This is a genomic window from Actinomycetota bacterium (assembly GCA_040757835.1).
In the GTDB taxonomy this organism is placed as follows: Bacteria; Actinomycetota; Geothermincolia; order Geothermincolales; family RBG-13-55-18; genus SURF-21.
The window spans coordinates 178,512-204,773 of sequence record JBFLWJ010000001.1 but is presented as its reverse complement, the minus strand read 5'-3'; the positions used below and the strand labels follow the sequence as shown (position 1 = coordinate 204,773).

The 26,262-nt window shown below is 64.8% G+C and carries 19 protein-coding genes; 1 reads left to right on the top strand and 18 read right to left on the bottom strand.

All coding sequences use genetic code 11. The annotated features are described in order from the left end of the window. Window positions 1-170: 170 nt before the first annotated feature. The 18 genes from AB1384_00915 to AB1384_00830 form a co-directional block, all read right to left on the bottom strand. Window positions 171-1,157 (bottom strand): hypothetical protein, encoded by a 987-nt coding sequence (locus AB1384_00915; GenBank protein MEW6552834.1) that lies wholly within the window; start codon window positions 1,155-1,157, stop codon window positions 171-173. Between the two features lie 349 nt (window positions 1,158-1,506). Continuing rightward, window positions 1,507-2,265, bottom strand: a complete 759-nt coding sequence (locus AB1384_00910) for a fumarylacetoacetate hydrolase family protein (GenBank protein MEW6552833.1) — start codon at window positions 2,263-2,265, stop codon at window positions 1,507-1,509. Window positions 2,266-2,391: 126 nt separating this feature from the next. Next, a complete protein-coding gene (gene cimA, locus AB1384_00905) occupies window positions 2,392-3,963 on the bottom strand; it encodes a citramalate synthase (protein ID MEW6552832.1) in 1,572 nt (523 codons plus the stop codon). A 45-nt stretch (window positions 3,964-4,008) separates the two neighbouring features. Then, on the bottom strand, window positions 4,009-4,926 hold the full coding sequence (locus tag AB1384_00900) for a branched-chain amino acid transaminase (protein MEW6552831.1): 918 nt from the start codon (window positions 4,924-4,926) through the stop codon (window positions 4,009-4,011). 58 nt (window positions 4,927-4,984) lie between these two features. Further along, window positions 4,985-6,043, bottom strand: a complete 1,059-nt coding sequence (locus tag AB1384_00895; protein ID MEW6552830.1) for a 3-isopropylmalate dehydrogenase — start codon at window positions 6,041-6,043, stop codon at window positions 4,985-4,987. An 82-nt stretch (window positions 6,044-6,125) separates the two neighbouring features. Continuing rightward, window positions 6,126-6,626: a 3-isopropylmalate dehydratase small subunit gene (locus AB1384_00890; protein MEW6552829.1), complete on the bottom strand. Its 501-nt coding sequence runs from the start codon at window positions 6,624-6,626 to the stop codon at window positions 6,126-6,128. A gap of 5 nt (window positions 6,627-6,631) precedes the next feature. Further along, window positions 6,632-7,900: a 3-isopropylmalate dehydratase large subunit gene (leuC, locus tag AB1384_00885; protein ID MEW6552828.1), complete on the bottom strand. Its 1,269-nt coding sequence runs from the start codon at window positions 7,898-7,900 to the stop codon at window positions 6,632-6,634. 21 nt (window positions 7,901-7,921) lie between these two features. Continuing rightward, window positions 7,922-9,541: a 2-isopropylmalate synthase gene (locus tag AB1384_00880; GenBank protein MEW6552827.1), complete on the bottom strand. Its 1,620-nt coding sequence runs from the start codon at window positions 9,539-9,541 to the stop codon at window positions 7,922-7,924. Between the two features lie 73 nt (window positions 9,542-9,614). Continuing rightward, a complete protein-coding gene (gene serA / locus AB1384_00875; protein ID MEW6552826.1) occupies window positions 9,615-11,195 on the bottom strand; it encodes a phosphoglycerate dehydrogenase in 1,581 nt (526 codons plus the stop codon). Between the two features lie 105 nt (window positions 11,196-11,300). Further along, window positions 11,301-12,470 carry an alanine--glyoxylate aminotransferase family protein gene (locus AB1384_00870; protein MEW6552825.1) on the bottom strand — a complete coding sequence of 390 codons (1,170 nt, stop codon included), beginning with the start codon at window positions 12,468-12,470 and terminating at the stop codon, window positions 11,301-11,303. 164 nt (window positions 12,471-12,634) lie between these two features. After that, window positions 12,635-13,630, bottom strand: coding sequence for a ketol-acid reductoisomerase (gene ilvC / locus AB1384_00865; GenBank protein ID MEW6552824.1), 996 nt, complete (start codon window positions 13,628-13,630; stop codon window positions 12,635-12,637). A gap of 152 nt (window positions 13,631-13,782) precedes the next feature. Then, window positions 13,783-14,259 carry an acetolactate synthase small subunit gene (gene ilvN, locus AB1384_00860; protein MEW6552823.1) on the bottom strand — a complete coding sequence of 159 codons (477 nt, stop codon included), beginning with the start codon at window positions 14,257-14,259 and terminating at the stop codon, window positions 13,783-13,785. Window positions 14,260-14,271: 12 nt separating this feature from the next. Continuing rightward, window positions 14,272-16,029 (bottom strand): biosynthetic-type acetolactate synthase large subunit, encoded by a 1,758-nt coding sequence (ilvB, locus tag AB1384_00855; protein MEW6552822.1) that lies wholly within the window; start codon window positions 16,027-16,029, stop codon window positions 14,272-14,274. Between the two features lie 10 nt (window positions 16,030-16,039). Next, window positions 16,040-17,728 (bottom strand): dihydroxy-acid dehydratase, encoded by a 1,689-nt coding sequence (ilvD, locus tag AB1384_00850; protein MEW6552821.1) that lies wholly within the window; start codon window positions 17,726-17,728, stop codon window positions 16,040-16,042. Window positions 17,729-18,101: 373 nt separating this feature from the next. Continuing rightward, window positions 18,102-21,107 (bottom strand): hypothetical protein, encoded by a 3,006-nt coding sequence (locus AB1384_00845; protein MEW6552820.1) that lies wholly within the window; start codon window positions 21,105-21,107, stop codon window positions 18,102-18,104. Between the two features lie 275 nt (window positions 21,108-21,382). After that, window positions 21,383-22,384, bottom strand: coding sequence for an isocitrate/isopropylmalate dehydrogenase family protein (locus AB1384_00840; protein ID MEW6552819.1), 1,002 nt, complete (start codon window positions 22,382-22,384; stop codon window positions 21,383-21,385). Next, entirely contained in the window at window positions 22,381-22,878 is a 498-nt protein-coding gene (locus AB1384_00835; GenBank protein MEW6552818.1) for a 3-isopropylmalate dehydratase small subunit, read from the bottom strand. The genes AB1384_00840 and AB1384_00835 overlap by 4 nt, the downstream gene beginning before the upstream one ends. A gap of 35 nt (window positions 22,879-22,913) precedes the next feature. After that, on the bottom strand, window positions 22,914-24,167 hold the full coding sequence (locus tag AB1384_00830) for a 3-isopropylmalate dehydratase large subunit (protein ID MEW6552817.1): 1,254 nt from the start codon (window positions 24,165-24,167) through the stop codon (window positions 22,914-22,916). Window positions 24,168-24,815: 648 nt separating this feature from the next. On the opposite strand from AB1384_00830, the gene lpdA reads away from it, so the two are divergent. Next, window positions 24,816-26,225 (top strand): dihydrolipoyl dehydrogenase, encoded by a 1,410-nt coding sequence (lpdA, locus tag AB1384_00825; protein MEW6552816.1) that lies wholly within the window; start codon window positions 24,816-24,818, stop codon window positions 26,223-26,225. The last annotated feature ends 37 nt before the right edge of the window (window positions 26,226-26,262 follow it).

Genomic DNA, 26,262 nt, shown 5'->3' with positions numbered 1-26,262 from the left:
TTGGGCGATGTGACGGTCTGCGCATGGGATCCCCGCGTAGTCCGTGGCCGTTCTCTATACCATTACCTATATATTATCTCCATCGGTATAAGGAGGGACCGCATTAACGGTGCCCGTTCGCCAACGCGGTGAGGATACCGGGTTCTGCGGCCGATGGCCTCGGGTTATATTCAGGAAGAGGGCATGAAGTCCGGGGGAGGTCCCGGCAGGTCGGTGAGGGGCGGCTGGAAGGTCTCCACGTCGTCCCTTGAGTCCAGGGGAATGGGGCCCAAGCTCTCGCCTGTGCCCTCTCCCACTAGCCGGAGATAGGTCATGGTCCATAGCGACGACCTGTAACACTGCACTCCGGCCTGCATGACGATGAGGCCACCTGCCAGCAGGACGTAAGCTATGATGCGCATGAGCCACCGCGCGGGAGCGAACCCGATGGGGTCGGCGACCTGGTCGGCCACCCATGGCAGCAGGGCGGAGAGCGGCCAGGCGACGACCACGAAAGCTGCGGCGGCGGCGAGAACCTGCAGCCATACCAACCCGCACTTCATGGTATGGGCGCGGAGTAGTCCCCAACCCTCCCGCCAGGCCTCACCAATAGCCCTTCCATCCAGAAGGGAGAACCGCGCCGCCAGCGCCGCCGTTATGCCCACGAAGAACTCCGAGGCCACCATCACCGCGAACCACAGCAGGATGACCGCTAGGTAGAGGAAGATGTGGTCCAGGCTGGGGTCCCACCTGTCCCACAGCGCGATGATCACGGCGGGCGCATATATGAGGGCGATACGCAGCGCGTCCCAGGGGAGCAGGGTAACGGCGAAGGGGAGGTACCGGCGCTGCGACCCGGAGAAGGCCTGGGTGAAGGCGGGGATCTCACCTATCTGCCCGTCCGCCACCTGGCGCACCAGGAGCATCTCGCCCAGGTAGCCAAATGCCTTCAAGACCACGAAGGCGGCCAGCGCCGCCAGCAAGAAGGCGAAGAAGGCGCCGGCTTCCCCCAGGCGCCCTCCCAGCGCCCGCTCCCACCGCTCGCCCAGGTACTCCGGACCCCAGCCGAAGACGATCCACCACGCCTGGGAAAAAGCCAGGGCGGCGATGAGCCCCGCGGCCCACAGCCGCTTCTCCTCCAGCGCGTACTTTATGGCCCGCTTGTAATCCGTCTCCATGTCATTTCACCAATAGCACTATCAATGTCGCCAGGGAAACCGCTAAAAAGGCTCCAGCGAGTACGAAAAGATATATTGGGCTATACTTCAAAGTCTTAAAAAGGGCTTATCTCCTTGCTGGCTTTTTTTCCTGACTCTTTACGCTTCTCTCTCCAGTTTTCATAAGCCGCACAAGCAAGTACAGCCGGGACGACAAGCAAGAGGACTATACATAGAACGAAGATCAGGAAACCCATTTCTTCATCCTTTCCGACTATCATCTTTAATCAGCGCCGGTCGTATTCATTCTGGATTATCGGACACTGCGCGGCTTTGCCAAAATGCTCCTGCAGAGGAACCGGCACGCCTTCTAAGGTGCAACGACTGTGTTCTTCAGGGGGTCGAGGCCGGAGATGACGACCTCTACCACATCGCCGGGGTGCATCTCCCCTACGCCGGAGGGGGTACCGGTCATGATCACGTCGCCGGGATAGAAGGTCATGATGCGAGAGACGAAGCTCAGCAGCTCCGCCGGGCTGAAGGCCATGTTGCCGGTGTTCGACGACTGGCGCACTTCGCCATTGAGCCGGAGCTCGATGGCCAGGTCCGCGGGGTCGACGTCGGTGTCGACGAAGGGGCCTAGCGGGCAGAAGGTGTCGAAGCTCTTGGCACGCGTCCACTGGCCGTCCTTCACCTGCAGGTCGCGGGCGGTGACGTCGTTCCCGCTGGTGTAACCGAGGATGTATTCAGGAGCGTCCGCGGGTGCGACGTTGCGGCATCCCTTCCCGCACACCAGCACCAGCTCCGCCTCGTAGTCGACGCGTCCGCTCATCTCCGGGTAGACGATGGCGCCTCCCGGGGGAAGCAGGGCGGAGGGCGGCTTCATGAACAGCACTGGGTCCTCGGGCAGCTGCAGTCCGAACTCCTCCGCATGGTCGCGGTAGTTCAGTCCCACGCAGACGATCTTCTGGGGGAAGACGGGGGGCAGCAGCTCCACCTCCGCGAGGCCGCGGGTATTTCCCTGCGTCTCGATGCCGCCGAAGGGCGGGCGCACCAGCTCATGCAGGACATCCCCCTCCACTACGCCGTAGCAGACGCGGCCATCGTAAGTGTATCTCGCCAGCTTCATCATCATCTCCTTTATAGGGTCATTCCAGGTCTTGGATTTTGGATTATGAGTGGTAATAAACACCCAGTTAGATAAGGATAAGTCGCACCTTACATACCCCGGTATCCAAAATCCAAGACCTGACCCCTAGGCTTTGCGGTGCAGGAGGCCGTACTCTATGGAGTCCACCAGGGCCTGCCAGGAGGCCTCGATGATGTTCTCGGAGAGGCCGATGGTGCCCCAGGTCTTCTCGCCGTCTCCGCTCTCGATGAGCACGCGGGTGACGGCGGCAGTGGCCTTCTCCGGGTTGAGGATGAGCACCTTGTAGTCCTCGAGGTCGATGTCGTCCAGCTCGGGGTAGGCCCGGCCGATGGCCAGGCGTAACGCGGTGTCCAGGGCGTTCACCGGGCCGTTGCCCTCCCCGGTTGCGATGATCCGCTTGCCGCGCACGTGCACCTTGATGGTGGCTTCGGTCATCACCTTGCCGTCCTCACGCTTCTCCATTATCACCCGGAAGCTCTCCAGGCGGAAGAAGACTTTGTGCATGCCCAGGTGGCGGCGCATGAGCAGCTCCAGGGACCCGTCTGCCGCCTCGAAGTGATATCCCCTGTGCTCCATCTCCTTGATGGCGTCCAGGATCTCCTGCACCTTCTCCGGGCTCTGGGTGAGGTCGCGCCCCAGCTCCCTGCCCTTGATGATGATGGTGCTCTTGCCCGAGAGCTCGGAGACCTCGATGTGCTGCACGTTGCCCACCGCCTCCGGCCGGATGTGTTCGTAGGTCTCGGGCTCGCGCGTGACCGCGCTCACATGCATGCCGCCCTTGTGGGCGAAGGCCTTCTGGCCCACGTAAGGCTGGTGGGAGTTCGGCTTCATGTTCACGATCTCGCTCACGAAATGTGAGAGCTCGGTGAGTCCGGAGAGATCGTCCTCGGAGACGGCGGTGCGGTCCATCTTGAGCATGAGGGCGGGGATGATGGAGCAGAGGTTGGCGTTGCCGCACCTCTCGCCGTAACCGTTTATGGTGCCCTGCACCATGGTCGCCCCCTCCTCCACCGCCACCAGGCTGTTGGCCACGGCGCACTCGCTGTCGTTGTGGGCGTGGATGGCCAGGGGAACTCCTATCTCGTCCCGCACCGCCCGCATGATCTCCCTCACCTCTGAGGGGAGGGTGCCGCCGTTGGTGTCGCAGAGGCACACCCAGTCCGCACCGGCTTCCACCGCCGCCTTCACCGTGTCCATGGCGTAGCGGGCATTGCTCTTGTAGGCATCGAAGAAATGTTCGGCGTCGTAGATGACCTTGCGGTCGCGGCGCTTCACGAAGTCCACCGTGTCCGCGATCATGTACAGGTTCTCGTCGAGCTGGGTGCGCAGAGCGGTGCGCACGTGCAGCTCCCAGGTCTTGCCCACTATACAAACCGCGCTCGTCTCCGCCCGCAGCAGGTCCTCCAGGGCCTTGTCTTTGTCCGTCCCGATCATCGCCTTGCGGGTGGAGCCGAAGGCCACGGGCACTGCCTGCTTCAGCCCCACCTCGGGGAGGCGGCGGAAGAACTCGGCGTCCTTGGGGTTGGAGCCGGGATAACCGCACTCGACGTAGTGGAAGCCGAACTCGTCCAGGCGGCGCAGGATCTTTATCTTGTCCTCGACCGACAGGGACACGCCCTCCATCTGCGCGCCGTCGCGCAGGGTGGTGTCGTACAGCTGTATGACCGTGTCAGCCAATCAAACCCTCCAGAGACAGCCGCGCGCGAGATGTCTTGGCGACGCTCAATCCACGTAATCCAGCCAGTTCTCGTACTCCTTCTCCCGGCCTTTGACGATGGCGAAGAACTTCTCCTGGATGCGCCGGGTAATGGGTCCGGGATCACCGATGACGCGGTCGTCCACGGTGCGGATGGGCACCACTTCCGCCGCCGTGCCGGTGAAGAAGGCCTCCTCGGCGGTGTAGAGGTCGGTGCGCGCCAGGTCCTTCTCGCGGCAGGGGATGTCGGAGTCCTCGGCGATGCGGATGATGGAATCCCGCGTGATCCCCTCCAGGGCGCCCGAAGTGGTGGGCGGCGTGAGCAGCACGCCGTTGCGCACCACGAACACGTTCTCCCCCGATCCGTCCGCGACGTGGCCGTGCATGTTGAGCAGGATGGCCTCGTCGTACCCCGCCTCCACCACCTCCATCTTGGCCAGGATGGAGTTGAGGTACTGGCCGGTGGCCTTGGCTGCCGTGGGGATGGAGTTGGACTCGTTACGCCGGAAAGACGACACCTTGGCCCGCACACCGTGCTCTATGCCCTCGTCCCCCAGGTATGCGCCCCAGGGCCATACCGCGATGGCCACGTTGACCGGCGAGTTCAGGGGATGCAGCCCCATCTCCCCGTAACCCCGGATGGCCAGGGGGCGGATATAGCAGCTCTTGAGGCCGTTGGCGCGGATGACCGTCTTGGTGGCCTCGATGATCTCCTCCTGCGTGTAGGGCATGGGCATATGGTAGATGGACGCGGAGCGGTAGAGCCGCTTGATGTGATCCGCGAGGCGGAACACCGCCGCCCCCCGCGGGGTCTCGTAGGCGCGGATGCCCTCGAACACCCCCGAGCCGTAATGCAAGGTATGCGTTAGGATGTGGATCTTGGCCTCGGCCCAGTCCACCAGCTCTCCGTCCATCCAGATCTTCTCTACTTCCGGGATCGGCATGTGGTCTCCTTCCAGAACCCGTTGCGCTAAAAGGGGCGCCGCGCGGCGCCGCCTGCTTCTAGTCCTCTCTGATGTATTTTACGACAAGATCCCCCACCTCTGTAGTCGATTTGCCCATCTTGCCCGCCGACATGGACTCCAGGTCCTGCGAACACACGCGCATGACCGCTTTCTCGATGCAGTCCGCCGCCTTTCTCTCCTCCAGGTGGTCCAGCATCATCTGCACCGCGCAGATGGCCGCCAGGGGGTTGATGACGTCTTTGCCGGTGTACTTCGGCGCCGACCCGCCGATGGGTTCGAACATGCTGGTGCCCCCGGGGTTGATGTTGCCACCCGCCGCGATGCCCATACCCCCCTGGATCATGGCCCCGAGATCGGTGATGATGTCACCGAACATGTTGTCGGTTACCACCACGTCGAACCACTCCGGGTTCTTCACGAACCACATGCAGATAGCGTCCACGTGGGCGTAGTCGGTGGTGATGTCCGGGTACTCGGGCGCCAGCTCGTCGAAGGCGCGTTCCCACAGGTCCCAGGCGTAAGTGAGGACGTTTGTCTTGCCGCACAGGGTGAGCTTGCGCTCGCGGTCGCGGCGCCGGCAGTACTCGTAGGCGAAGCGCAGGCAACGCTCGACCCCCTTGCGCGTGTTTACGCTCTCCTGCACCGCCACCTCCTCAGGCGTTCCCTTGCGCAGGAACCCTCCGGTGCCGGCATAGAGGCCCTCGGTGTTCTCGCGAACCACCACGAAGTCGATGTCCTCCGGCCCCTTGTCCTTGAGGGGGGTGTCAACCCCGGGATATAGCTTCACCGGTCTCAGGTTGATGTACTGGTCCAGTGCGAAACGTATGTTGAGCAGGATGCCCTGCTCCAGGATGCCCGGCTTGACGTCGGGGTGGCCGATGGCGCCCAGGAAGATGGCGTCGAAGTCGCGCAGGCCGTCGAGCTCCTCGTCGGCGAGGACCATGCCCGTCTTCAGGTAACGGTCGCCGCCGTAATCGAAGAACTTCAAGTCGTAGTCGAACCCGGCCACATCCGCCACGGCCTCCAGGGCCTTTACGCCCTCCCTGGCCACCTCGGGCCCCGTGCCGTCGCCGGGGATTACCGCTATCTTGTACATCGTCTCACCTCGCGTCCCTCGTTTTATCGGTCTCTCTCCTGGCCCGCCCGGCCCGTGGACACCCTCACCCGCGCCGCCCTCATCAACCCTTGTTCTCCAGCCGCTCCCTCACGTAATCGACCAGCCCGCCCAGGGCGATTATCTCTCGCATGAACTCCGGAAAGGGCTGGGCCTCGAAGACCCTGCCGGTGGAGAGGTTCTCCACCGTGCCCCTCTCCAGGTCCACGCGCAGGCGATGCCCTTTTCCGATATCCCTCACCGCCTCCGGGCATTCCAGGATGGGCAGGCCAACGTTGATGGCGTTGCGGTAGAAGATCCTGGCGAAGGAGGAGGCGATGACGCACGACACCCCGCACCCCTTGATGGCCAGGGGAGCATGCTCCCGCGAGGAGCCGGAACCGAAGTTCTCCTCCGCCACGATGAAGTCTCCCGCCTTTACCCGTCCCGCGAACTTGGGATCCAGGTCTTCCAGGCAATGGGCGCCGAGCTCGGCGGGGTCGGTGAGGGTGAGGTAGCGGGCGGGGATGATCACGTCGGTGTCGACGTCGCGCCCGTAGCGCCAGGCCTTTCCCTCCAGGACCATGTCCGTCATCCTCCCATCACCTCCCTGGGGTCGGTGAGGCGCCCGGTCACCGCGGACGCCGCCGCCACGGCCGGGCCGCTGAGATACACCTCGCCCTCCTTGTGCCCCATGCGTCCCACGAAATTGCGGTTGGTGGTGGAGACCGCCCTCTCGCCCGCGGCGATGACTCCCATGTGGCCGCCCAGGCAAGGGCCGCAGGTGGGGGTGCTGACCACCGCCCCGGCCCTGATGAAGGTCTCCATCCAGCCGCGGCGGATCATCTCCAGCTTGATCTTCGGCGTGCCCGGGAAGATGATCGTCCTGACATGGGGATGCACCTCCCTGCCCTCAAGGATGCGGGCTGCGGTCTCTATGTCCTCCAGCCACCCGTTGGTACAGGAGCCGATGACCACCTGGTCGATCTTTACCTCTCCGGCCCGCGAGATGGGGCGCACGTTGGAAGGCAGGTGCGGGAAGGCCACCTGTGGCTCGAGGCGCTCAACGTCGAAGCATAGCTCCTGCGCGTACGCGGCGTCGGGGTCGCTCGCGAAGGCGCGGTAGTCGCGGCGCGCCCGCTTCTCCAACCAGGCGCGGGTCTTGGAGTCCACGGCGAAGATTCCGTTCTTGGCCCCCGCCTCCACGGCCATGTTTGCCATGGTGAACCTCCCCTCCATCGACAGCGAATCGATGGCCGGGCCGGTGAACTCCATGGCCCGGTAGCGCGCGCCGTCCACCCCGATGCTGCCGATGGTATGCAGGATGAGGTCTTTTCCGCCCACCCAGGGCTTGAGTTCTCCGGTGTAGGTCAGGCGCATGCTCTCGGGTACCCGCAGCCAGACCTCCCCCAGGGCCATGGCCATGGCCAGGTCCGTGGAGCCCATGCCGGTGGAGAAAGCCCCCAGCGCGCCGTAGGTGCAGGTATGTGAATCGGCACCCACGATGAGCTCGCCCGGGAGCACCAGGCCTTCCTCGGGCAGCAACACGTGCTCTATGCCTACCCTGCCCACCTCGTAGTAGTGCTCCAGCCCCTGCCGCCGCGCGAACTCCCTGATCCTGGCGCAGTTCTCGGCGGCGAGGATGTCCCTGGCCGGTGCGAAATGGTCGGGTACCAGCACCACCCTGGCGGTATCGAACACGCGCTCCGCCCCCATCTCGCGGAAGGCATCCAGGGCCAGGGGCGCGGTGATATCGTTGGCCAGGGCGAGGTCAACACGTGCGTTTATCAGCTCGCCGGGAAACACTTCGTCGCGCCCGGCGTGCCACGCGAGTATCTTCTCGGTGATGGTCTGTCCCATGTGGATCCACCCGGAAACGGTCTAGCCCTTGGCCCGCTTGGCGGCGGCCTTCTTGGCCGGGGCTTTCCTGGCTGGGGCTTTCTTGGCCGCACCGGAGGACTTGGCCTGCCGGGCCAGCTTCTTCTTCTCCATCAGGCCCTTCTGCACCGCCCGGTTGATGGCGTTGATGTAGGCGCGGGCGCTGGCCTCGATGATATCCGGGCTGACGCCGCGCCCCACCACCTCGTCTCCCTCTATCTCCAGCTTGACGGTTACGTCGCCCATGGCGTCCAGCCCCTTGGTGATGGCCTGCACCTGATAGGCCTTGAGTTTGGCCTTGATCTTGGTGGCCTTGAGGATGGCCCGGCATACGGCATCTACCTGTCCGTCGCCGGTGGAGGTGGCCTCGAAGCTCTTGCCCTCGCGCGACAGTTTAACCGCCGCGATGGGAACCGCCCCCGTGCCCGAGGAGGACTGCATGTACTCGAGCTGGAAGAGTTCCTCCAGGGTGCGGATCTCGTCAAGGGCGATGGCCTCCAGGTCCTTGACCGCCACCTCCTTCTTCTTGCCCGCCAGCTCCTTGAAGCGGATGAACGCCCGCTCCAGGCCCTTGTCGTCGAGGTAGAAGCCCATCTCCTCCAGCTTGGTCTTGAGGGCGTGCCGGCCGGAGTGCTTGCCCAGGTAGATCTCCGATTCCACCAAGCCCACGTCCTCGGGCTGCATGATCTCGTAGGTCTCGCGGTGCTTGAGCACCCCGTCCTGGTGGATGCCCGACTCGTGCGCGAAGGCGTTGTCCCCAACCACCGCCTTGTTGGGCTGGACGCTGTAGCCGGTGAGCATGGACACCAGGCGCGAGGCCTGGTAGATCTCCCGCGTCTTCACGCCGGTGGTCATGTCGGTGGCGTCCTTGCGGGTGTTGATGATCATCACGATCTCCTCGAGTGAGCAGTTGCCGGCGCGCTCCCCAAGGCCGTTGATGGCGCATTCTATCTGGCGCGCGCCCACGCGGGCCGCCGCCATGGAGTTGGCCACCGCAAGTCCCAGGTCGTTATGGCAGTGCACGCTGACGATGACATCCTCCGCCCCGGGGACGTTCTCGATGACCCCCCGCACCAGCGCGGCGAACTCGTCGGGTATGGCGTACCCCACAGTGTCCGGTATATTGATGGCCGTGGCCCCCGCCTTGATGGCCGCGGCGTACACCTCGTACAGGAACCGGGGATCGGAGCGGGTGGCGTCCATGGCCGAGAACTCCACGTTCTCCACGTACTTGCGGGCATAGGCGACGGCGTCCCTGGCCATCTCCAGCACCTGTTTCGGGCCCTTCTTGAGCTGGTACTTCATGTGGTACTCGGAGGTCGATACGAAGGTGTGGATGAGGGGGCGCTCCGCGAACATCAGGGCTTCCCAGGCCCAGTCGATGTCGTTGCGGTCGGTGCGGGCCAGGGCGCAGATGATGGGGCCCTTGACGTTCTTGGCGATGGACTTTACCGCCTCGAAGTCGGACGGGCTGGAGACGGGGAACCCGGCCTCGATGGCGTCCACCTCGAGGCGGGCCAGTTGCTCGGCGATCTCGACCTTCTCGCGCTGGTTCAGGCTGATCCCGGGCGCCTGCTCGCCGTCCCGCAGTGTGGTATCGAAGATGTATATCCTCTGCGTCATCGCTCCGTCCTTTCCGTATGGCTTCTTAACGCCGACCTGTCCCTGATTATACTGCCGTAAGCCCCCAAATCCCTTACCACAGGGTGATGAACCTGCTGTCGTTGACGTCGGGGATGGCGCGGATTTCCTCCATAACCTCTTCAGGAATGGGTATATCCACGTTGATGCCCATGACCGCCTCTCCGCCTATCTTGCGCCTGCCCACCTGCATGTGGGCGATGTTGATGCCGTTGTCCCCGAGGATGGTCCCGACTTTGCCGATCATGCCGGGGATATCGGCGTAACGGAAGAAGGCCATGTACTGCGAGGGGCCGAGGTCGATGTCGTACTCGTAGACGTGTACGAAGCGCTCCGCGTTGGAGAGGCCCACCAGGGTGCCCCCCACCGCCACCTCGTCGCCATCGCGGCGCCCGCGCACCATGATCAGGTTGACGTAATCGCGCGTCTGTTCGGACTTGGTCTCGCGCACGGCGATGCCCCGTTCCTTGGCGAAGAGAGGGGCGTTTACATAATTGACCGGCTCGAAGACGATCTTCTCGAAGAAGCCCTTGAGCACGGCCACTGTGAGCACTCCGGTCTCGTAGCCCGCCAGCCCCCCCAGGTACTCCACCTCTATCTCGCTCACGTGACCCTCAACCAGGTGGGTCAAGAGCAGGCCCAGCTTCTCCGCCAGCGGCATGAACATGCGCACCGATTCGTCCACCTCCGCCGGCACCGGCAGGTTGACCACGTTGGCTACGAAACCGCCCCTGAGGGCCTCGCTCACGAACTCGGCGATCATGGTCCCCGCGCGGTCCTGGGCCTCCTGGGTGGAGGCCCCCAGGTGGGGCGTGGCGATGACCTTGGGATGCCCGATGAGGGGGCACTCCGTCGCCGGTTCCTTCTCGAACACGTCCAGGGCGGCCGCGGCAACCTTGCCACCGTCCAGGGCCGCGTAGAGGGCGTCTTCGTCTACGATACCGCCCCGCGCCACGTTGAGCACTCGCACCCCGTCCTTCATCCTTGCGAACTCGGCCTCCCCCAGGAGGTGGTGGGTCTCCGGGGTCTTGGGCAGGTGGACGGTGATGAAATCCGCCTGGCCAAGCAGCTCGTCCATGGAGACCAGCTCTATCCCCAGTTTCTTCCCCTTTTCCTCGGAGACATACGGGTCGTAGGCGATGACCTGCATGCCGAAGGCCTGGCAGCGGTGGGCCACCAGGGTTCCGATGCGGCCCAGGCCGACGATGCCCATGACCTTGTGGAAGAGCTCCACGCCCTCGAACTGCTTGCGGTCCCAGCACTTCTCCCGCAGGGAAATCACGGCGTCGGGAATGTTGCGGCACATGGCCATGAGCAGGGCCATGGTCTGTTCAGCCGCGGAGATGATGTTGCTCTGGGGGGCGTTGATGACCATGATCCCGCGCTTGGTCGCGGCCTCGACGTCGATGTTGTCCACCCCCACCCCGGCGCGCCCGATCACCTTCATCCTGCTGGCGGCCGCTATGGCTTCGGCGTCGACCTTGGTGGCCGAGCGCACGATCAGTCCCTCATATTCGCCCAGGCGCCCCAGCATCTCCTCCCGGGACATTTCCGGAAGGAAATCCACCTCGAAATCCCTGCGCAGCAGCTCCACGCCGGCCGCCGCGATCTTCTCTTTCACCAGGATCCTGGCCAATTCCTCTTCCCCCCGTTCCCGTCGTTGCTTGTATACATATCCTAAACGGATGCGCAGCGGCGGCCCTTCCCTTCCACCGCCGCGGCGCCCGCCGCCTTCCGGTGCTCACTCCCCCGCTGAGGACGTCATCTCCAAGTATACCTTCTCCGCAGCCGCCACGCCCGAGCCCAGCTGGAAAGAAAAACCCAGGTCAGCCAGGGTCATCTCCAGGGCGGTTATGGCTACGGCCATGTCCAGGAAGTTGTAGTACCCCACGTGGCCGATGCGGAAGATCTTGCCTTTGAGTCTGTCCTGCCCCCCGGCGATGATCACGCCGTGCACGCGGTTCATGTGCTTGACGATGTCCCCCCCGCTGATGCCCTGCGGCGCCTTCACCGCCGTCACCGCATAGGCGCGCTCCAGTTCCTTGGGAAAGAGCTCCAACCCCATGGCATGCACCGCGGCCCGGGTGCACATGGCCAGGACACGGTGTCTCTCCCAGGCCTCCTCCAGGCCCTCCTCGAGCAGCAAGTCGACGGCAGTGGACATGGCCTTGACCAGGCTGACGGGCGGGGTGTAGGGCGACTCCGGGTTGTCGGAATCATACTTCTTACGCGCCTTCAGGAAGCAGAAGTAGTACGCCGGCGACTCGGCCTTTTTCACCAGTTCCCACGCCTTGGGGCTTACCGCGGCCACCGCCAGGCCGGGCGGGGTCATTAGGGCCTTCTGGGAGCCGGTGACCAGGACGTCGACGTTCCAGGCGTCGGTGCGCAGCTCCAGGGCGCCCGCGCCGCTGATGGAATCGACCACCAGGATGGCCGGCGTGTCTTTGACCACCTCTCCAATGGCCGCGATGTCGTTGACCACGCCGGTGGAGGTTTCGCTGTGGGTCACGAACACCCCCTTGATGTCCGGCTTCTCCTCCAGGTAACGCGCTATGACCGCCGGGTCGGCCGCTTCATCCCAGGGGTAATCGTAGGACTCCACCTCCAGCTTGAAGACCTTGGCTATCTCGCCGAAGCGCTGGCCGAATTTGCCTCCCGCCGCCACCAGTACGCGATCGCCGGGGCTGAAGCAGTTGGAGACCGCGCCCTCCATGGCCCCGGTCCCCGAGGCCGCGAAGGTGAGCACATCGCCTTCGGTCAAGAGGACCTTCTTCATCCCCTCCACCATGCGCACGAACAGCTCGGTATAGGCCGGAGTGCGGTGGTGGATGATGGGCTCGGCCTGGACCAGGCTCACCTGGTGTGGGATGGGCGTTGGTCCTGGCGTCATCAGGTATTCCTTGCGTATCATCAAGTACCTCCCTCCAGGAACCCTGCCGTTTTCAGAGTAACCTTCACCGCAATCGTCCTTTTCCTGGTAATCAGTACCGGCTATACAACGGCCGCGGGACACTCCGGTCCCCGCAACCTTAAACTACCACAAATCCGTGACGATTTCTCCCCCGCGGTTGGCGTTTACTCCTGCGGGAGCCAGCTCATCATGGAGCGCAGCTCGCGCCCCACCGACTCGATGAGGTGCTCAGCGTCCCGGCGGCGCAGGGCGTTGTAGGCCGGGCGCCCCGCCTGGTTTTCCAGGATCCATTCGCCCGCGAACTTCCCGCTCACGATCTCCTCGAGGATGTTGCGCATCTCCTGGCGCGTCTCCTCCGTTATGATGCGTCGGCCACGCGTGAGGTCGCCGTACTCGGCCGTGTCGCTGATGGAGTAGCGCATGTACGAGATGCCCCTCTCGTAGATGAGGTCCACGATGAGCTTGAGTTCGTGCAGGCACTCGAAGTAGGCGATCTCCGGCTGGTATCCCGCTTCGACCAGGGTGTCGAAACCGGCACGGACGAGTTCGGTGACCCCCCCGCAGAGCACGCACTGCTCGCCGAAAAGGTCGGTCTCCGTCTCCTCCTCGAAGGTGGTCCTGATCACGCCGGCACGGGTAGCCCCCAGGCCCCTGGCGTAGGCGAGGCCGGTGGCCAGCGCATTCCCCGTGTAGTCCTGGTGCACGGCTACCAGCGAGGGCACGCCGCTCCCTTCCTCGTACATGCGCCGCACGATGTGTCCGGGACCCTTGGGGGCGACCATGATCACGTCGATGTCGGAAGGCGGGATGATCTGGTTGAAGTGGATGTTGAAGCCGTGGGCGAAGAAGAGGGCGTTCCCCTTCGCGAGGCCCGGCCTGACGCTGTTTTCGTAGACCTCCTTCTGGAACTGGTCCGGCACCAGCATGACCACGATGTCTCCCGCCGCGGCGGCCTCGGCCAGCCCCAGCACCTCGAAACCGGCCTCCTTCGCCTTGGCGACGTCGGGGTCCGCCTCGCGCAGGCCTACAACCACCTTGACGCCGGAATCCCTCAGGTTGAGGGCATGGGCGTGTCCCTGGCTGCCATATCCGATCACGGCCACCGTCTTCCCGTTCAGCAGGGAGAGGTCCGCGTCTTTCTCGTAATATATCTCCGCCATTTCCATCTCCTCCTTTGATGAAGCCTCGGGGTCAGGCCCGGCTTCAGGCCTGAGCCACACATACGACAATATCAACTCGTCCAGGCAAACCTCTTTGCTTCCTTATCTCCTGCTTCCCTGCATCTACCCGGGCCTGAAGACGGGCCTGACCCCTATTTCCCCCGTGGAAGGGCCACCTTGCCCGTCCGCACCAGCTCCTTGATACCGTATGGTTTGACCAGGTCCTCGAAGGCCGCCAGTTTCGAGGCGTTGCCGGTGACCTCCACGGTGATGCTCTCACGCGATACATCGACTATGTTTCCCCGGAATATGTCCACGATCTCGATGACCTCGGATCGGTTCTCCGGGTCGGCCTTGATCTTGGCCATGATCATCTCCCTCGCCACCGAACTCTCGGGGTCGAGGTCGACGATCTCGATGACGTTGATGAGCTTATGCAGCTGCTTGCGCACCTGCTCCAGGGAGTGCTCCTCCACGTCCACCACGATGGTCATGCGCGAGATGTCCGGCCTCTGGGTGGTCCCCACCGCCAGGCTCTCGATGTTGAACCCCCGGCGGGAGAAGAGCTCCGCCACCCTCGCCAGCACTCCGGGCTTGTTCTCGACCAGAACCGAAAGCGTGTGTTTCATTCTCCATACCCCCTAGAGGAACGGCTCTTCGGCCTTCTCGGGGTGGATCTTCTCCACCGGGTAGAGCATGTCTCCGATCATGTCGTAGAGGGGAGCGCCCGGTGCGACCATGGGATAGACGTTCTCCTCCGGGTCCACGCGGAAGTCGATGAGCACCGGGCAGTCGCTCTCGATGGCCTCCACGACGGCCGCCTCCACCAGGGCAGGATCGGTCACCCGGATCCCCTTGGCCCCAAAGGCCTCCGCCAGGGCCACGAAATCCGGGCTCTCCTCTTCTCGCTCCAGGCAGGAGCAGGAATAGGTGCGGTTGTAGAACAGCTGCTGCCACTGGCGGACCATGCCCAGGTAACCGTTGTTGAGGATTGCCACCTTCACCGGCGTGCCCTCGAGCACCGCCGTGGCCATCTCCTGCATGGTCATCATGAAGCTGCCGTCCCCGGCGATGTCGAAGACCATGTCTTTGGGCCGTCCCATCTGGGCGCCGATGGAAGCGGGAAAACCGAACCCCATTGTCCCCAATCCCCCCGAGGTGACGAAGCGCCGCGGCTTCTCCATGGGGTAGTACTGCGCCGCCCACATCTGGTTCTGGCCCACCTCGGTGCAGATGATGGCGTCGCCCCCGGTCACCTCGTGGATCTTCTCCACCACGTACTGGGGTTTGAGGCCAGTATTGCGGTCGTAGGTCAGGGGGTACTTCTTCTTCCAGTCGTCCACCAGGGCGTTCCATTCGCGCCGGTCCGGTGTTTGCACCTCGGAGCCCATCTCGGTGATGGCCGCCTCCAGTTCCTTCAGTATCTGTTTCGCGTCGCCCACGATGGGGATGTGGGCGCGCACGTTCTTGCTTATCTCGGCGGGGTCTATATCGATATGGACCACCGTCGCCTTGGGGGCGAATTCCGAGAGTTTGCCGGTGATGCGGTCGTCGAAACGGGCTCCTACGGCGATGATGAGGTCGGTATCGCAGATGGCGTAGTTGGCGCAGCGGGTGCCGTGCATGCCCAGCATGCCCAGGGAGAGGCGGTGGCTCTCCGGGAAGGCGCCCTTGCCCATGAGGGTGTGGGTCACGTAGATCTTGTTGGACGTGGCCAGTCTCTTAAGCTCCGCCGTGGCCCCGGCGGTTATGGCGCCACCGCCCACGTAGATGACCGGACTGTGCGACTCGAGCACGGCGCGGGCGGCCATCTTGATCTGCTTCTTGTGCCCCTTGTAAGTCGGTTTGTACCCGCGCAGTTCGGGATGCTCGCGGCGCCGGTAATCCAGCTCGCCGCGGGAGACGTCCACCGGGAGGTCGATGACCACCGGTCCAGGCCTCCCGGTGCGCGCGATATAGAAGGCCTCCTGCACCACGTCGGGGATGTCGGCCGGGTCCTTGACCAGGTAGTTGTGCTTGGCTATGGGCAGGGTGATGCCGGTGGTGTCCGCCTCCTGAAAAGCGTCAGTGCCGATGAGGTTGGTGGCCACCTGTCCGGTTATGGCCACCATGGGCACGGAGTCCATGTAGGCGTTGGCGATGCCGGTCACCAGGTTGGTGGCGCCGGGGCCGGACGTGGACATGCATACCCCCACGCGGCCGGTGACCCGGGCATAGCCGTCGGCGGCATGGGCCGCTCCCTGTTCGTGGCGGGTGAGCACCTTGCGTATCTTGCTGGCCGCAAGCTCATCGAATACCGGTAGCATAACGCCCCCGGGGATGCCGAAGAGTATCTCCACGCCCTCGTCCTCGAGGCTCTTGACCAGCGCCCTCGCTCCCGTGACTTTCACCCTCACCACCTTCTCTTCCTTACTGACATTCCTCCAGCCTCAGCCGTACCGCCCCCCGGCTGGCGCTGGAGACGCGCAGCGCGTACTCCGCCAGCGCGCCCTCCGTCACCTTGGGGGCGGGCCGCTCCCATCCTTCCGCCCGGCGGCGCATCTCCGCCTCGTCCACCTCGAGCTCGATGCGCCGGCCCGGGATATCCAGTTCTATGGTGTCCCCCTCCCGGACCAGGGCGATGGGGCCGCCCTGCGCCGCCTCGGGGGAGATATGCCCTACCGCCGCCCCGCGCGAGCCTCCCGAGAAGCGGCCGTCGGTGATCAGCGCCACCTCGCCTGACATCCCCATGCCGGCCAGGGTTGCGGTGGGGTTGAGCATCTCGCGCATGCCGGGGCCGCCCCGCGGCCCCTCGTAGCGCACCACTATGACGTCGCCCGCGTTTATACGCCCAGCCAGCATGGCCTCCACCGCTTCCTCCTCGCCGTCGAAGACGCGTGCCGGGCCGCGGTGTCGCAGCAGGTTGTCCGGCACCGCGGACTGCTTGACCACCGCCCCCTCGGGGGCCAGGTTGCCCGCGAGGATGGCAAGCCCACCCGTGGGCATGTAGGGGTCGTCAACCGGCCGCAGCACCTCGGGGTCGAGGGTGGCCCTGCCCGCGATGATGTCCCCGATGCGGTCCGCTCCCACGCAGGGGGCGTCCAGGTCGATCAGCCCTTTCCGGGACAGCTCCCCCATTACCGCCGGTATGCCCCCGGCCTCGTGGAGGTCCTGCATGTGATGGCGCCCCTCCCCCGCGGGACTGATGCGCGCCAGGTTTGGCGTGGCGTCGCATATCTCCTGCATGGTCTCCAGGTCCAGCTCCAGGCCCGCCTCATAGGCGATGGCCAGGAGGTGGAGGACGGTGTTGGAGGAGCCGCCGATGGCCATGTCCACCGCGAGGGCGTTGCGCAGGGAGGCGGGGGTGATGATATCCCGCGGCCTGCGCCCCAGGCGCAGCATCTCCATGACCGCCATGCCCGCCTGCTTGGCCAGGCGCAGCCGCGCGGCGTGCACGGCGGGGATGGTGCCGTTGCCGGGAAGGCCCATGCCGATGGCCTCGGTGAGGCAGTTCATGGAGTTGGCGGTGAAGAGTCCGGCGCAGCTGCCGCAGCCGGGGCAGCCCTCGTCCTCGAGCTCGGCCAGCTCCTCCGGCTCCATGCGGCCCGCCTCCACCGCGCCCTGGGCCTCCATGACGGTGATGAAGTCCACGTCGCGGCCGCGGTGCCTGCCCGCGAGCATGGGCCCGCCGCTCACCACCACCGCCGGTATGTTCACCCGCGCCGCCGCCATGAGCATGCCGGGGTCGATCTTGTCGCAGTTGGTCACCAGTACCAGGGCGTCGAAGGCCTGGGCCCGGGCCATCATCTCCACGCTGTCCGCTATGTTCTCGCGCGAGGGCAGCGAGTAATGCATGCCCGCATGGCCCATGGCGATGCCGTCGCAGATGCCGATGACCCCGAACTGCATGGGGGTGCCGCCCGCCATGTACACGCCAGCTTTCACCGCGTCCGCGACCTGCTGCAGGTGGGTATGGCCGGGTATGACCTCATTGGCGGCGCAGGCGATCCCCACCCAGGGTTGCGCGATCTCGTGGTCGGTATAGCCGATGCCCTTGAGCAGGGAGCGGTGAGGGGCCCTCGCCAGGCCTTTCTTAGCGGAATCACTGATAAGTTCCATATTTTTCCTCCGGTATGACAAAGCAAACGATCGAAACCGCAGTTATAGACTGTATTATTTAGATTATATGGGTAACCGTCAAGCGAAAGTGGCGAAAATATCCTGGTAGATAGGGTTCCCTCCGGCCACCTGCCCGGGGAACTACCAGGTCGGTAATCGCGCATATTCACCCTGATGGAACGATGACCATGTCCGGGTGTCGCCTATATATAAACCCCCGCCCGAGACCCCGGGGATGGTCGGAGCGCTTCCATCTGCGCTGCTACCAGCCCGGCGAGCAAGGTGCTCGGAGGAGCTTGCGACGACGACGAGCCTTGTCGCCGGGCCTATGAAGCACTAGTGGAGCGAGGACCTCATACCCCGGGTCTCGGGCCTACGGCGCGTAGCCCACGACGTCGTGCCCGCCGGTCCAGCCGTAGGAGTCGAAGTACATGGGGCGCTCGCAGACCACCGGCTGGGTGGAGGTGACCTTGGCGGAGATGCTGAGGCCCGGTCCGGCACCGTACCCCTCCAGCCCGTTAACGTAGACGCTGGCGCGGGTGCTGGCTGCCACGCTGAAGGGGCCCCTCACGATGGGATCGGCGCCCATGGTGTAGTAGGTTATGGTGACGTCGGCCGCCTTCGTGCCCGGGTTCTGGATGCAGATCCACTCCTCGAAGCCGTCCCCGGTGTAGCCTTCGGCGAAGAACCAGGTGTCCGCGCCGGCGGTGGCCCCGATGACGCAGTGCCCCCCGGTCCAGGCGTGCGCGCCCATGCCGGAGTAGTCGAAGTACATGGGGCGCTCGGCGAGGAAGGTCTCGGAGCAGGTGAGCCGCACCGAGACGTCCACGCCGGGACCCACCCCGGCGGGCGCTGGGGCGTTCACGTACACCGTCGTCCGCCCTTCCGCGGGAACGGTGTAGGAGGCGCTCACTGGGCCTCCCTGCTCCGGGCCCAGCTGGTAGGTGGCCTGGACCGTGATGTCCGAGCCGTTCGGGTTCTGGATGGTCAGGTACTCGTCGAAGCCCGCCCCGGTGTAGCCCTCGGCGAAGAAGTACTCCGTCGCCAGCTCGGGTGCTCCCATGACGCAGTGGCCGCCGTTCCATCCCGGGGCGCCGTAGCCGGTGTAGTTGAAGTACATGGGTCTCTCCGCCACCACCGGGACGGTGGACTCCAGCTTGAGGGAGGTCTCGTAGCCCTCGCCCAGGAGCGTATTCGCAAGGAAGGTCTCGCGGGAGTGGGCGGGGACGGTGAGACCGTCCCTCACTATCTCCCCGGTCTGGGTCTGGAAGCGGAAGGTGAGGCCGGCGTCGGTGCCCCCGGGGTTGAGCACGCAGATGTACTCGTCGAAGCCCGCCCCGGTGTAGCCCTCGGCGAAGTACCAGGTGTCCGAGGGAGCGGTGGCCCCCACCACGTCGTGGCCACCCGTCCAGCGCTCACCCGCGCCGGTGTAGTCGAAGTACATGGGACGCTCGGCCACGAAGGGCGATCCCGAGGTACACCTGATGGAGACCTCCCGGCCCTGGCCCACCGCGCTGTTAACGCTTATGGTAACGCGGGAGCGCGCGGGCACGCCGTAGTTCTCGTCCTGGGTGGTGCCGTCCTTGAACATGTAGGTCACGTCGATGTCCACGAAATCGTCACCGGGGTTGCCCAGGCACAGGTATTCTATGAAGTCCGTCCCGGTGTAGCCCTCTGCGAAATAGAAGGTATATTCCTCCACGGTGAAGCCGGAGGCAAGTCTCCCTTCCTGGCCGTCCTGGTTCTGGACCACCACGTCCCAGGCGCCGGGCACGGCGCCGGTGAGGTCGAGGTCGCAGGTGATCCTGGCGTCCGATGCCACGCTCACGCCCGTGGCCGTGATGTCCGGCTGGCCGCTCCTCTCCAGACGCACCTCGGGCGCTCCCCCCACGTCGCTGAACCAGGCGCCCGCGAGGTCGCTCACGTGCACCGTCGTATCCCCCGTACCGCTCGCGGGGGTGATGCTTCCGACCACCGGGGCGGGGTTGGAGACCCGCTGGGCGTAGATGTCGAAGTCCGTCCCCGAGCGGGCGTCCTCCCAGGCGATGATGGCCCCTCCCGTGCCGTCACCGGCTACCTGGGGGGTCACCTGGTCGTTCGCCGCCGTGCTCACGGGCAGGCCGCCCACCGTCCAACGCGGCGTGCCCGTGGAGTCGATCCTCTGGGTGTAGACGTCGTAAAAACTCGCCGAACGCATGTCATCCCAGGTAAAGATAGCCCCGCCGGAACCGTCCGCGGTAATCTGGGGGTTCTCCTGGTTATTCGCCGCGGTGGATACGCCTTCGCCATTGACCGTCCACTGCGGCACGCCCGCGGAGTTCACCCTCTGGGCATAGACGTCGGTGCTGGTCGCCGGGCGGGAATCCTCCCAGGCGATGACGGCCCCGCCGGAACCGTCCGCGGTGATCTGGGGATCATCCTGGTCGTTCGCGGCGGTACACACAGCCACGCCGTCCGCCGTCCACTGCGGCGTGCCGGAGCCGTTTAATCTCTGGGCGTAAATATCGTCGAAAAAGCCGGAGCGTTTGTCATACCAGGTGATGATGGCTCCGTCCGAGCCGTCCGTTGTTATCTGGGGAGATTGCTGAAAATCCGCCGCCGTGCTCACGGCCACGCCGTCCGCCGTCCACTGCGGCGTTCCGGATGAGTTTATCCTGCGGGCGTAGATGTCGACGTTCCCCGCGCGCTGGTCAGCCCAGGTGATGATGGCCCCGCCAGCGCCGTCCGGGATCAGCTGGGGGTCATTCTGCCCGTTCGCCGCCGTGCATAAGGCCACGCCGTCCGCCGTCCATTGCGGCGTGCCGGAGGAGTTTATCCTGCGGGCGTAGATGTCATAACCGCCCGAGCGTGGGTCTTGCCAGGTGATGATGGCCCCGCCGGATCCGTCCGAGGTGATCTGGGGGTTATACTGGTCACCCGTGGCGCTGCACAAAGCCACTCCGTCCGCCGTCCACTGTGGCGTGCCGGAGGAGTCGAGCCGCTGGGCGTAGATGTCGTAGTTGCCTAAGCGTCTATCCATCCAGGTGATGATGGCCCCGCCCGAGCCGTCCGAGGTCAGCTGGGGGTTATTCTGGGTGTCTGTCGCGGTGCATGCGGCTACGCCTCCCGGCGTCCACCGCGGCACGCCGGAGACGTTCACCTTACGGGCGTAGATATCTCCCCCGGCTCCCGAGCGCAGATCCTCCCAGACGATGATAGCCCCGCCCGAGCCGTCGGGGATCACCTGGGGAGATTCCTGGAAGTCCGCTGCCGTACATACGGCCACGCCATTGGCGGTCCATCTGACCCCGGCGAGGCACAGCGGTGTGGCCAGCAGCAAAACCAGCAGTACGACCGCTGAGACACTGCTGGACCGGCGGACTCTACGTGACACCCTCATCGTCTTCTCCTTTCAAAGGATAGACCCTTCCTATCGTCTTCCCCGCTGTGGATGGTCTGATAGGATCCGGTAGCGTCATCTGGTTACGGTTCTCCGGACAGTGAAACGTCTCGTGGGTACGATCAGTGGCTCAACCATCCATATTGCTCCCAATGCTCTCAGGGTTAGATTATACATCCGATCAACGTGTCTGTGAGCAACCTGTTTCCCGGCTGTAACCTGCCCGCCCGGTTGCCGCCGGATCAGATGCCTTCGCGAGGACCAGAGGGTGGTTCTCAGGACTGGAGCCTGGCGATGATGGCGTCGGCCATCTCCGAGGTGCCGGCCTCGCCCCCCAGGTCGTAGGTGACCGTCTTCTTCTCCGCGATCACCGCCGTGGTGGCGTCGTAGATGCGCCGCGCCGCCTCCTCCTCCCCGATGTGGTGCAGCATGAGCACGCCGGTGAGGATCTGGGCGGTGGGGTTGACCTTGTTCATGCCGGTGTACTTGGGGGCGCTGCCGTGCACCGGTTCGAAGACCTGTATCCCCTCGCCGATATTGGCGCTGGGTGCGACCCCCAGGCCTCCCACCAGGCCGGCGCAGAGGTCGGAGATGATGTCGCCGTAGAGGTTGGGGAGCACCAGCACGTCGTAGATGTGGGGTTTCTGCACCAGCTGCATGGCCATGTTGTCCACGATGCGGTCCTCGAACTCGATGTCCGGGTAGTCGGTGGCGACGTAGCGCGCTACCTCCAGGAAGAGCCCGTCGGTGAACTTGAGGATGTTGGCCTTGTGCACCGCCGTGACCTTGTGCCTGCCCTCCCTGCGGGCATACTCGAAGGCGAAGCGGCATATGCGCTCGGAGGCCCCGCGGGTGATGAGCTTGATGCTCTCCGCGGTGTCCGCGTCCACCTGCCTCTCGATGCCGGCGTATAGGTCCTCGGTGTTCTCCCTCACCACCACCAGGTCGATATCCCGGTACGGCGACTTGACCCCCTCGATGCTCCTGGCGGGGCGCAGGTTGGCGTAGAGGTCCAGTTCCTTGCGCAGCGCCACGTTGATGCTGCGGAAACCAGAGCCCACGGGGGTGGTTATGGGGCCTTTCATGGCCACCCTGTTGGCGCGGATGGAGTCCAGCACGTGGGTGGGGAGAGGGGTGCCGTACTTCTCCATCACGCCGGCGCCCGCGTCCTGCACGTCCCAGGCGATCTCCACCCCCGCCGCCTCGATGATCCTGCGGCAGGCCTCGACGATATCCGGCCCTATGCCGTCGCCGGGTATCAGGGTGACAGTTCTCATAGCTCGAATCCTCCATGTCTCTTGAGGTACTCGGTAAGCCCGCCCTCGGTGAGGATGTCCATCATCACCGCGGGCAGCGGGGTTATCGCCATCTCCGTGCCCCGGGTCAGGTTGGCGACCCTGCCGCTGGCCAGGTCCACCTCCAGCTCGTCGCCGGCCTCGATGCCGGAGGTGTCGCATTCCACCGCCGGCAGCCCCTTGTTGATGGCGTTGCGGAAGAAGATGCGCGCGAAGGAACGGGCCAGCACGGCGCTGACGCCGGCGTGCTTGATGACCAGGGGCGCTTGCTCCCGCGACGAGCCGCAGCCGAAATTCCCGCCGGCCACGATGAAGTCACCCGGCTGCACCCGGGTGCTGAAGTCCGGGTCCACGTCCTCCATGCAGTGGCAGGCCAGTTCGTCCATGTCCAGCGTCTTGAACTTGTATTTGCCGGAGATTATGTAATCGGTGTTAACGTCGTCGCCGAAGATGTGTGCCCTGCCCCTGAGTACCATACCCTCGTCCATGTGCTGCGTCCTCTTTCCCTTCACTACAACATGCGGCGTGGATCGGTTATCTTTCCGGCCACCGCGCTCGCCGCCACCGTTGCCGGGCTGGCCAGGTAGATGAAGGCCTCGGCATTGCCCATACGCCCCTTGAAGTTGCGGTTGGCGGTGGAGATCACCCTCTCGCCGTCCGAGGGCACACCGTTGTGGGTGCCCACGCAGGGCCCGCAGCCCGGCGTGACGAAGACCGCTCCCGCCTCGATGAGCTGCTTCACGATCCCCTTCTCCATGGCGTCCAGGAACACCCGGCAGGAGGCGGGCGCCACGATGAGGCGCACCTCCGGGCTCACCCTGCGCCCGGCCAGGATGCGCGCCGCCACCTCCAGGTCCTCCAGGCGTCCGTTGGTACAGGTGCCGATGACCGCCTCCTGGACGGGGGTGCCCTCCACCTCCTCCACCGGCCTCACGCTGTCCACGCGGTGGGGCTCGGCCACCTGCGGCACCAGGCCCGAGAGGTCGAACTCCTCGGTCTTCTCGTAGGCGGCGTCCTGGTCGGGTGCCGCGGGCGTGAAGGGGCGTGAGACGCGGCCGGACACCCACTCCATGGTCTTGGCGTCGGCCTCCATGAGACCCGCCTTGGCCCCCATCTCCACCGCCATGTTGGAGATGGTGAAGCGGGCCTCCACGCTCAGCGCGCTGATGACCTCGCCACCGTACTCCACCGCCAGGTAGGTGGCGCCGTCGGCGGTGAGCTGACCGGCGAGGAAGAGGGCCACGTCCTTGGAGTAGACCCCCTCCTGCAGCTGCCCATGCAGCTCCAGGCGCAGGGTGGGCGGGACCTTGAACCACAGTCTGCCGGTGAGCATGGCCGCGGCCAGGTCGGTGGAGCCCACCCCGGTCGAGAAGGCGTTGATGGCCCCGTAGGTGGTGGTATGGGAGTCGGCGCCGATGACGATGTCACCGGGCGCCACGTGCCCCCGCTCGGGCAGCAGGCAGTGGCAGACGCCGCACCCTATGTCGTAAATGCCGATTTCCTGCTCCGCCGCGAAGGCGCGCATCATGGCGTGCAGGTTGGAGACGCCCTCCAGGGGGCTGGGGGAGCTGTGGTCTATGACCAGGGCCACCCGCGCCGGGTCGTTCACTTTATCCCCGCCCAGTTCGCGGAAGGCCTTGATGGCCAGGGGGGAGGTGCCGTCCTGGCCCATCATGAAATCGACCTCGGCGACCACCAGTTCTCCTGCCCGCACCTCGCGGCCGCAGTGGCTGGAGAACACCTTCTCCGCAATGGTCATCCCCATCGCCGCTCTCCTCGTCAGTCCTGATCCTTTCGCAACGGCTATCATTATCAACCACAGAACGGTCTTCGTAAAGAGAACGTCTGACCTGGAAGAACGAGGCTGCTATAACGTTTGGGGGCCTGAAGATCCAACGCTGATTCCAGGTAATGGGTTCAAGTCGCGTGGTTTCAGCTTGACCTCCGCATCAAGAAGACTCCTGGGGCATGAAACTCGAGACGCTGACCCCACCCTACGGGGAAAAGGCGGGGCGGGAAGACCCCCGTCCGAGAACCGGGGGTCGGTCCGGGCGAAGCATCTGCGCTGCCACCCGCCCTGCAAACCACCAGGCCGGCCATGGACCAGGATCCGTGCATAGTGATGATGACAGGGGTTGAATCGCGGCGGGTGTCGCCTATACAAGAAACCCATCCGAGAACAGTGGATCGGTCCGAGCTGGGCATCTGCGCTACCACCTGCCCGAGAACTGCCAGGTCGGTCTCCGTGAGGCTTTGCGGGCGGGACCGTTACCTGGAGGCTCGGGCTGGTCCAGCAAAAGGGGCGAGGACCGTTACCCTCGGTTCTCGGATAATGATAAAATATGCTGGATGTTCAAGGCCATCACGGGCGGCAAGCCCGCTGGAATCGCAGAACCGTTCGAAGGAGGATGTCATGGCAGCAGATTCGCAGAAAGCCAAGCTCGTGGTTATCGGAGCCGGACCCGGCGGCTACGTGGCCGCCATCAGGGCTGCCCAGCTGGGGAGCGGCGTGGTGCTGGTGGAGAAGAACCTCCTGGGGGGTACCTGCCTCAACTGGGGATGCATACCGACGAAAGCCCTCCTCGCCTGCGCCGAGGCACTGGAGACCATAAAAGAGGCGGAGGAGTACGGCATCAAGGTCTCGGACCCGGTGCCCGACCTCAAAGCCATGGTGGAGCGCAAGGAGAAGATCAGCGCGCAGCTGCGTAACGGCATCGCACAACTGCTCAAGGCGAACAAGGTGGAGTACATCCAGGGGACCGCGAGCCTGGAGTCGCCGACCCGGGTGAAGGTGGAGACGGAGGAGGGGGAGAAGGTCATCGAGACGGAGAAGGTCATCCTGGCTACCGGCTCTGAGCCCGCCCGGCTGCCCACCTTCGACTTCGACCAGCCGGCCATCCTCACCTCCACCGAGGGACTGGAGCTGACCGAGATCCCCAAGACCATGATCATCGTGGGCAGCGGCGTAGTGGGGTCGGAGTTCGCCACCATCTACAACGCCCTTGGCACCAAGGTCACCATGGTGGAGCTCATGGCGCGTATCCTTCCCACCGAGGACGACCGCGTCTCCCAGCAGATGAAGCGGATCCTGAACAAGAAGGGCATCGAGATACTCACCGAGACCACCATCGACGAGATGGTAGAGTACCGCCCGGACGGCGTGAAGGCCAAGCTCTCCACGGGTGATGTGCTGGAGGCGGACAAGCTCCTGGTGTCCATAGGGAGGTCGCTCAACTCGGCCGGCCTCGGCCTGGACGGGGTGGGCGTGGAGCTGGGCAAGCGCGGCGAGATCGTGGTCAACGAGCGCATGGAGACCAGCGCGCCGGGCGTGTACGCCATCGGCGATGTGGTAGGAGGCATCCTCCTGGCCCACGTGGCCTCCTTCGAGGGCATATGCGCCGCGGAGAACGCCATGGGCATGGACTCGGTCATGAACTACAACGTCGTCCCCGCCTGCATCTTCACGGAGCCGGAGATCGCCAGCGTCGGCCTTACCCCGGCCAAGGCGGAAGAGCAGGGCATCGAGACCCGCATCGGCCGCTTCATGTTCGGCGGCCTGGGCAAGGCCCTGGCCATGGGCAAGGGACAGGGCTTCATCCAGTTGGTGGTGGACGCGTCCTCCGATAAGATCATCGGCTGCCAGATCATGAGCGCCCACGCCTCCGACCTCATCCACGAGCTGGCCCTGGCCATCCAGATGGGCATCACCGCCAGCCAGATCGGGAGCACGGTGCACGCCCACCCCAGCCTGGCGGAAGCGGTGATGGAGGCGGCGGAGGCGGCCCACGACCGCGCCATCCACGCCGCCCCGGCTCGCAAGTAGCGCCCTGTGGCGCGTGCCGGGCGGTTGCGATATTATG

Coding starts and splice junctions, on each gene's coding strand:
- AB1384_00830 (MEW6552817.1), bottom strand. CDS start 24,167: ATGGGGATGACCATTGCGGAGAAGGTGTTCTCCAGCCACTGCGGCCGC.
- ilvD (MEW6552821.1), bottom strand. CDS start 17,728: ATGGAACTTATCAGTGATTCCGCTAAGAAAGGCCTGGCGAGGGCCCCT.
- AB1384_00890 (MEW6552829.1), bottom strand. CDS start 6,626: ATGGTCCTGGAGGGAAAGGCCTGGCGCTACGGGCGCGACGTCGACACC.
- AB1384_00835 (MEW6552818.1), bottom strand. CDS start 22,878: ATGGTACTCAGGGGCAGGGCACACATCTTCGGCGACGACGTTAACACC.
- AB1384_00845 (MEW6552820.1), bottom strand. CDS start 21,107: ATGAGGGTGTCACGTAGAGTCCGCCGGTCCAGCAGTGTCTCAGCGGTC.
- AB1384_00870 (MEW6552825.1), bottom strand. CDS start 12,470: ATGATACGCAAGGAATACCTGATGACGCCAGGACCAACGCCCATCCCA.
- leuC (MEW6552828.1), bottom strand. CDS start 7,900: ATGGGACAGACCATCACCGAGAAGATACTCGCGTGGCACGCCGGGCGC.
- AB1384_00910 (MEW6552833.1), bottom strand. CDS start 2,265: ATGAAGCTGGCGAGATACACTTACGATGGCCGCGTCTGCTACGGCGTA.
- AB1384_00900 (MEW6552831.1), bottom strand. CDS start 4,926: ATGCCGATCCCGGAAGTAGAGAAGATCTGGATGGACGGAGAGCTGGTG.
- ilvC (MEW6552824.1), bottom strand. CDS start 13,630: ATGGCGGAGATATATTACGAGAAAGACGCGGACCTCTCCCTGCTGAAC.
- AB1384_00840 (MEW6552819.1), bottom strand. CDS start 22,384: ATGAGAACTGTCACCCTGATACCCGGCGACGGCATAGGGCCGGATATC.
- lpdA (MEW6552816.1), top strand. CDS start 24,816: ATGGCAGCAGATTCGCAGAAAGCCAAGCTCGTGGTTATCGGAGCCGGA.
- AB1384_00880 (MEW6552827.1), bottom strand. CDS start 9,541: ATGACGCAGAGGATATACATCTTCGATACCACACTGCGGGACGGCGAG.
- ilvN (MEW6552823.1), bottom strand. CDS start 14,259: ATGAAACACACGCTTTCGGTTCTGGTCGAGAACAAGCCCGGAGTGCTG.
- AB1384_00915 (MEW6552834.1), bottom strand. CDS start 1,157: ATGGAGACGGATTACAAGCGGGCCATAAAGTACGCGCTGGAGGAGAAG.
- AB1384_00895 (MEW6552830.1), bottom strand. CDS start 6,043: ATGTACAAGATAGCGGTAATCCCCGGCGACGGCACGGGGCCCGAGGTG.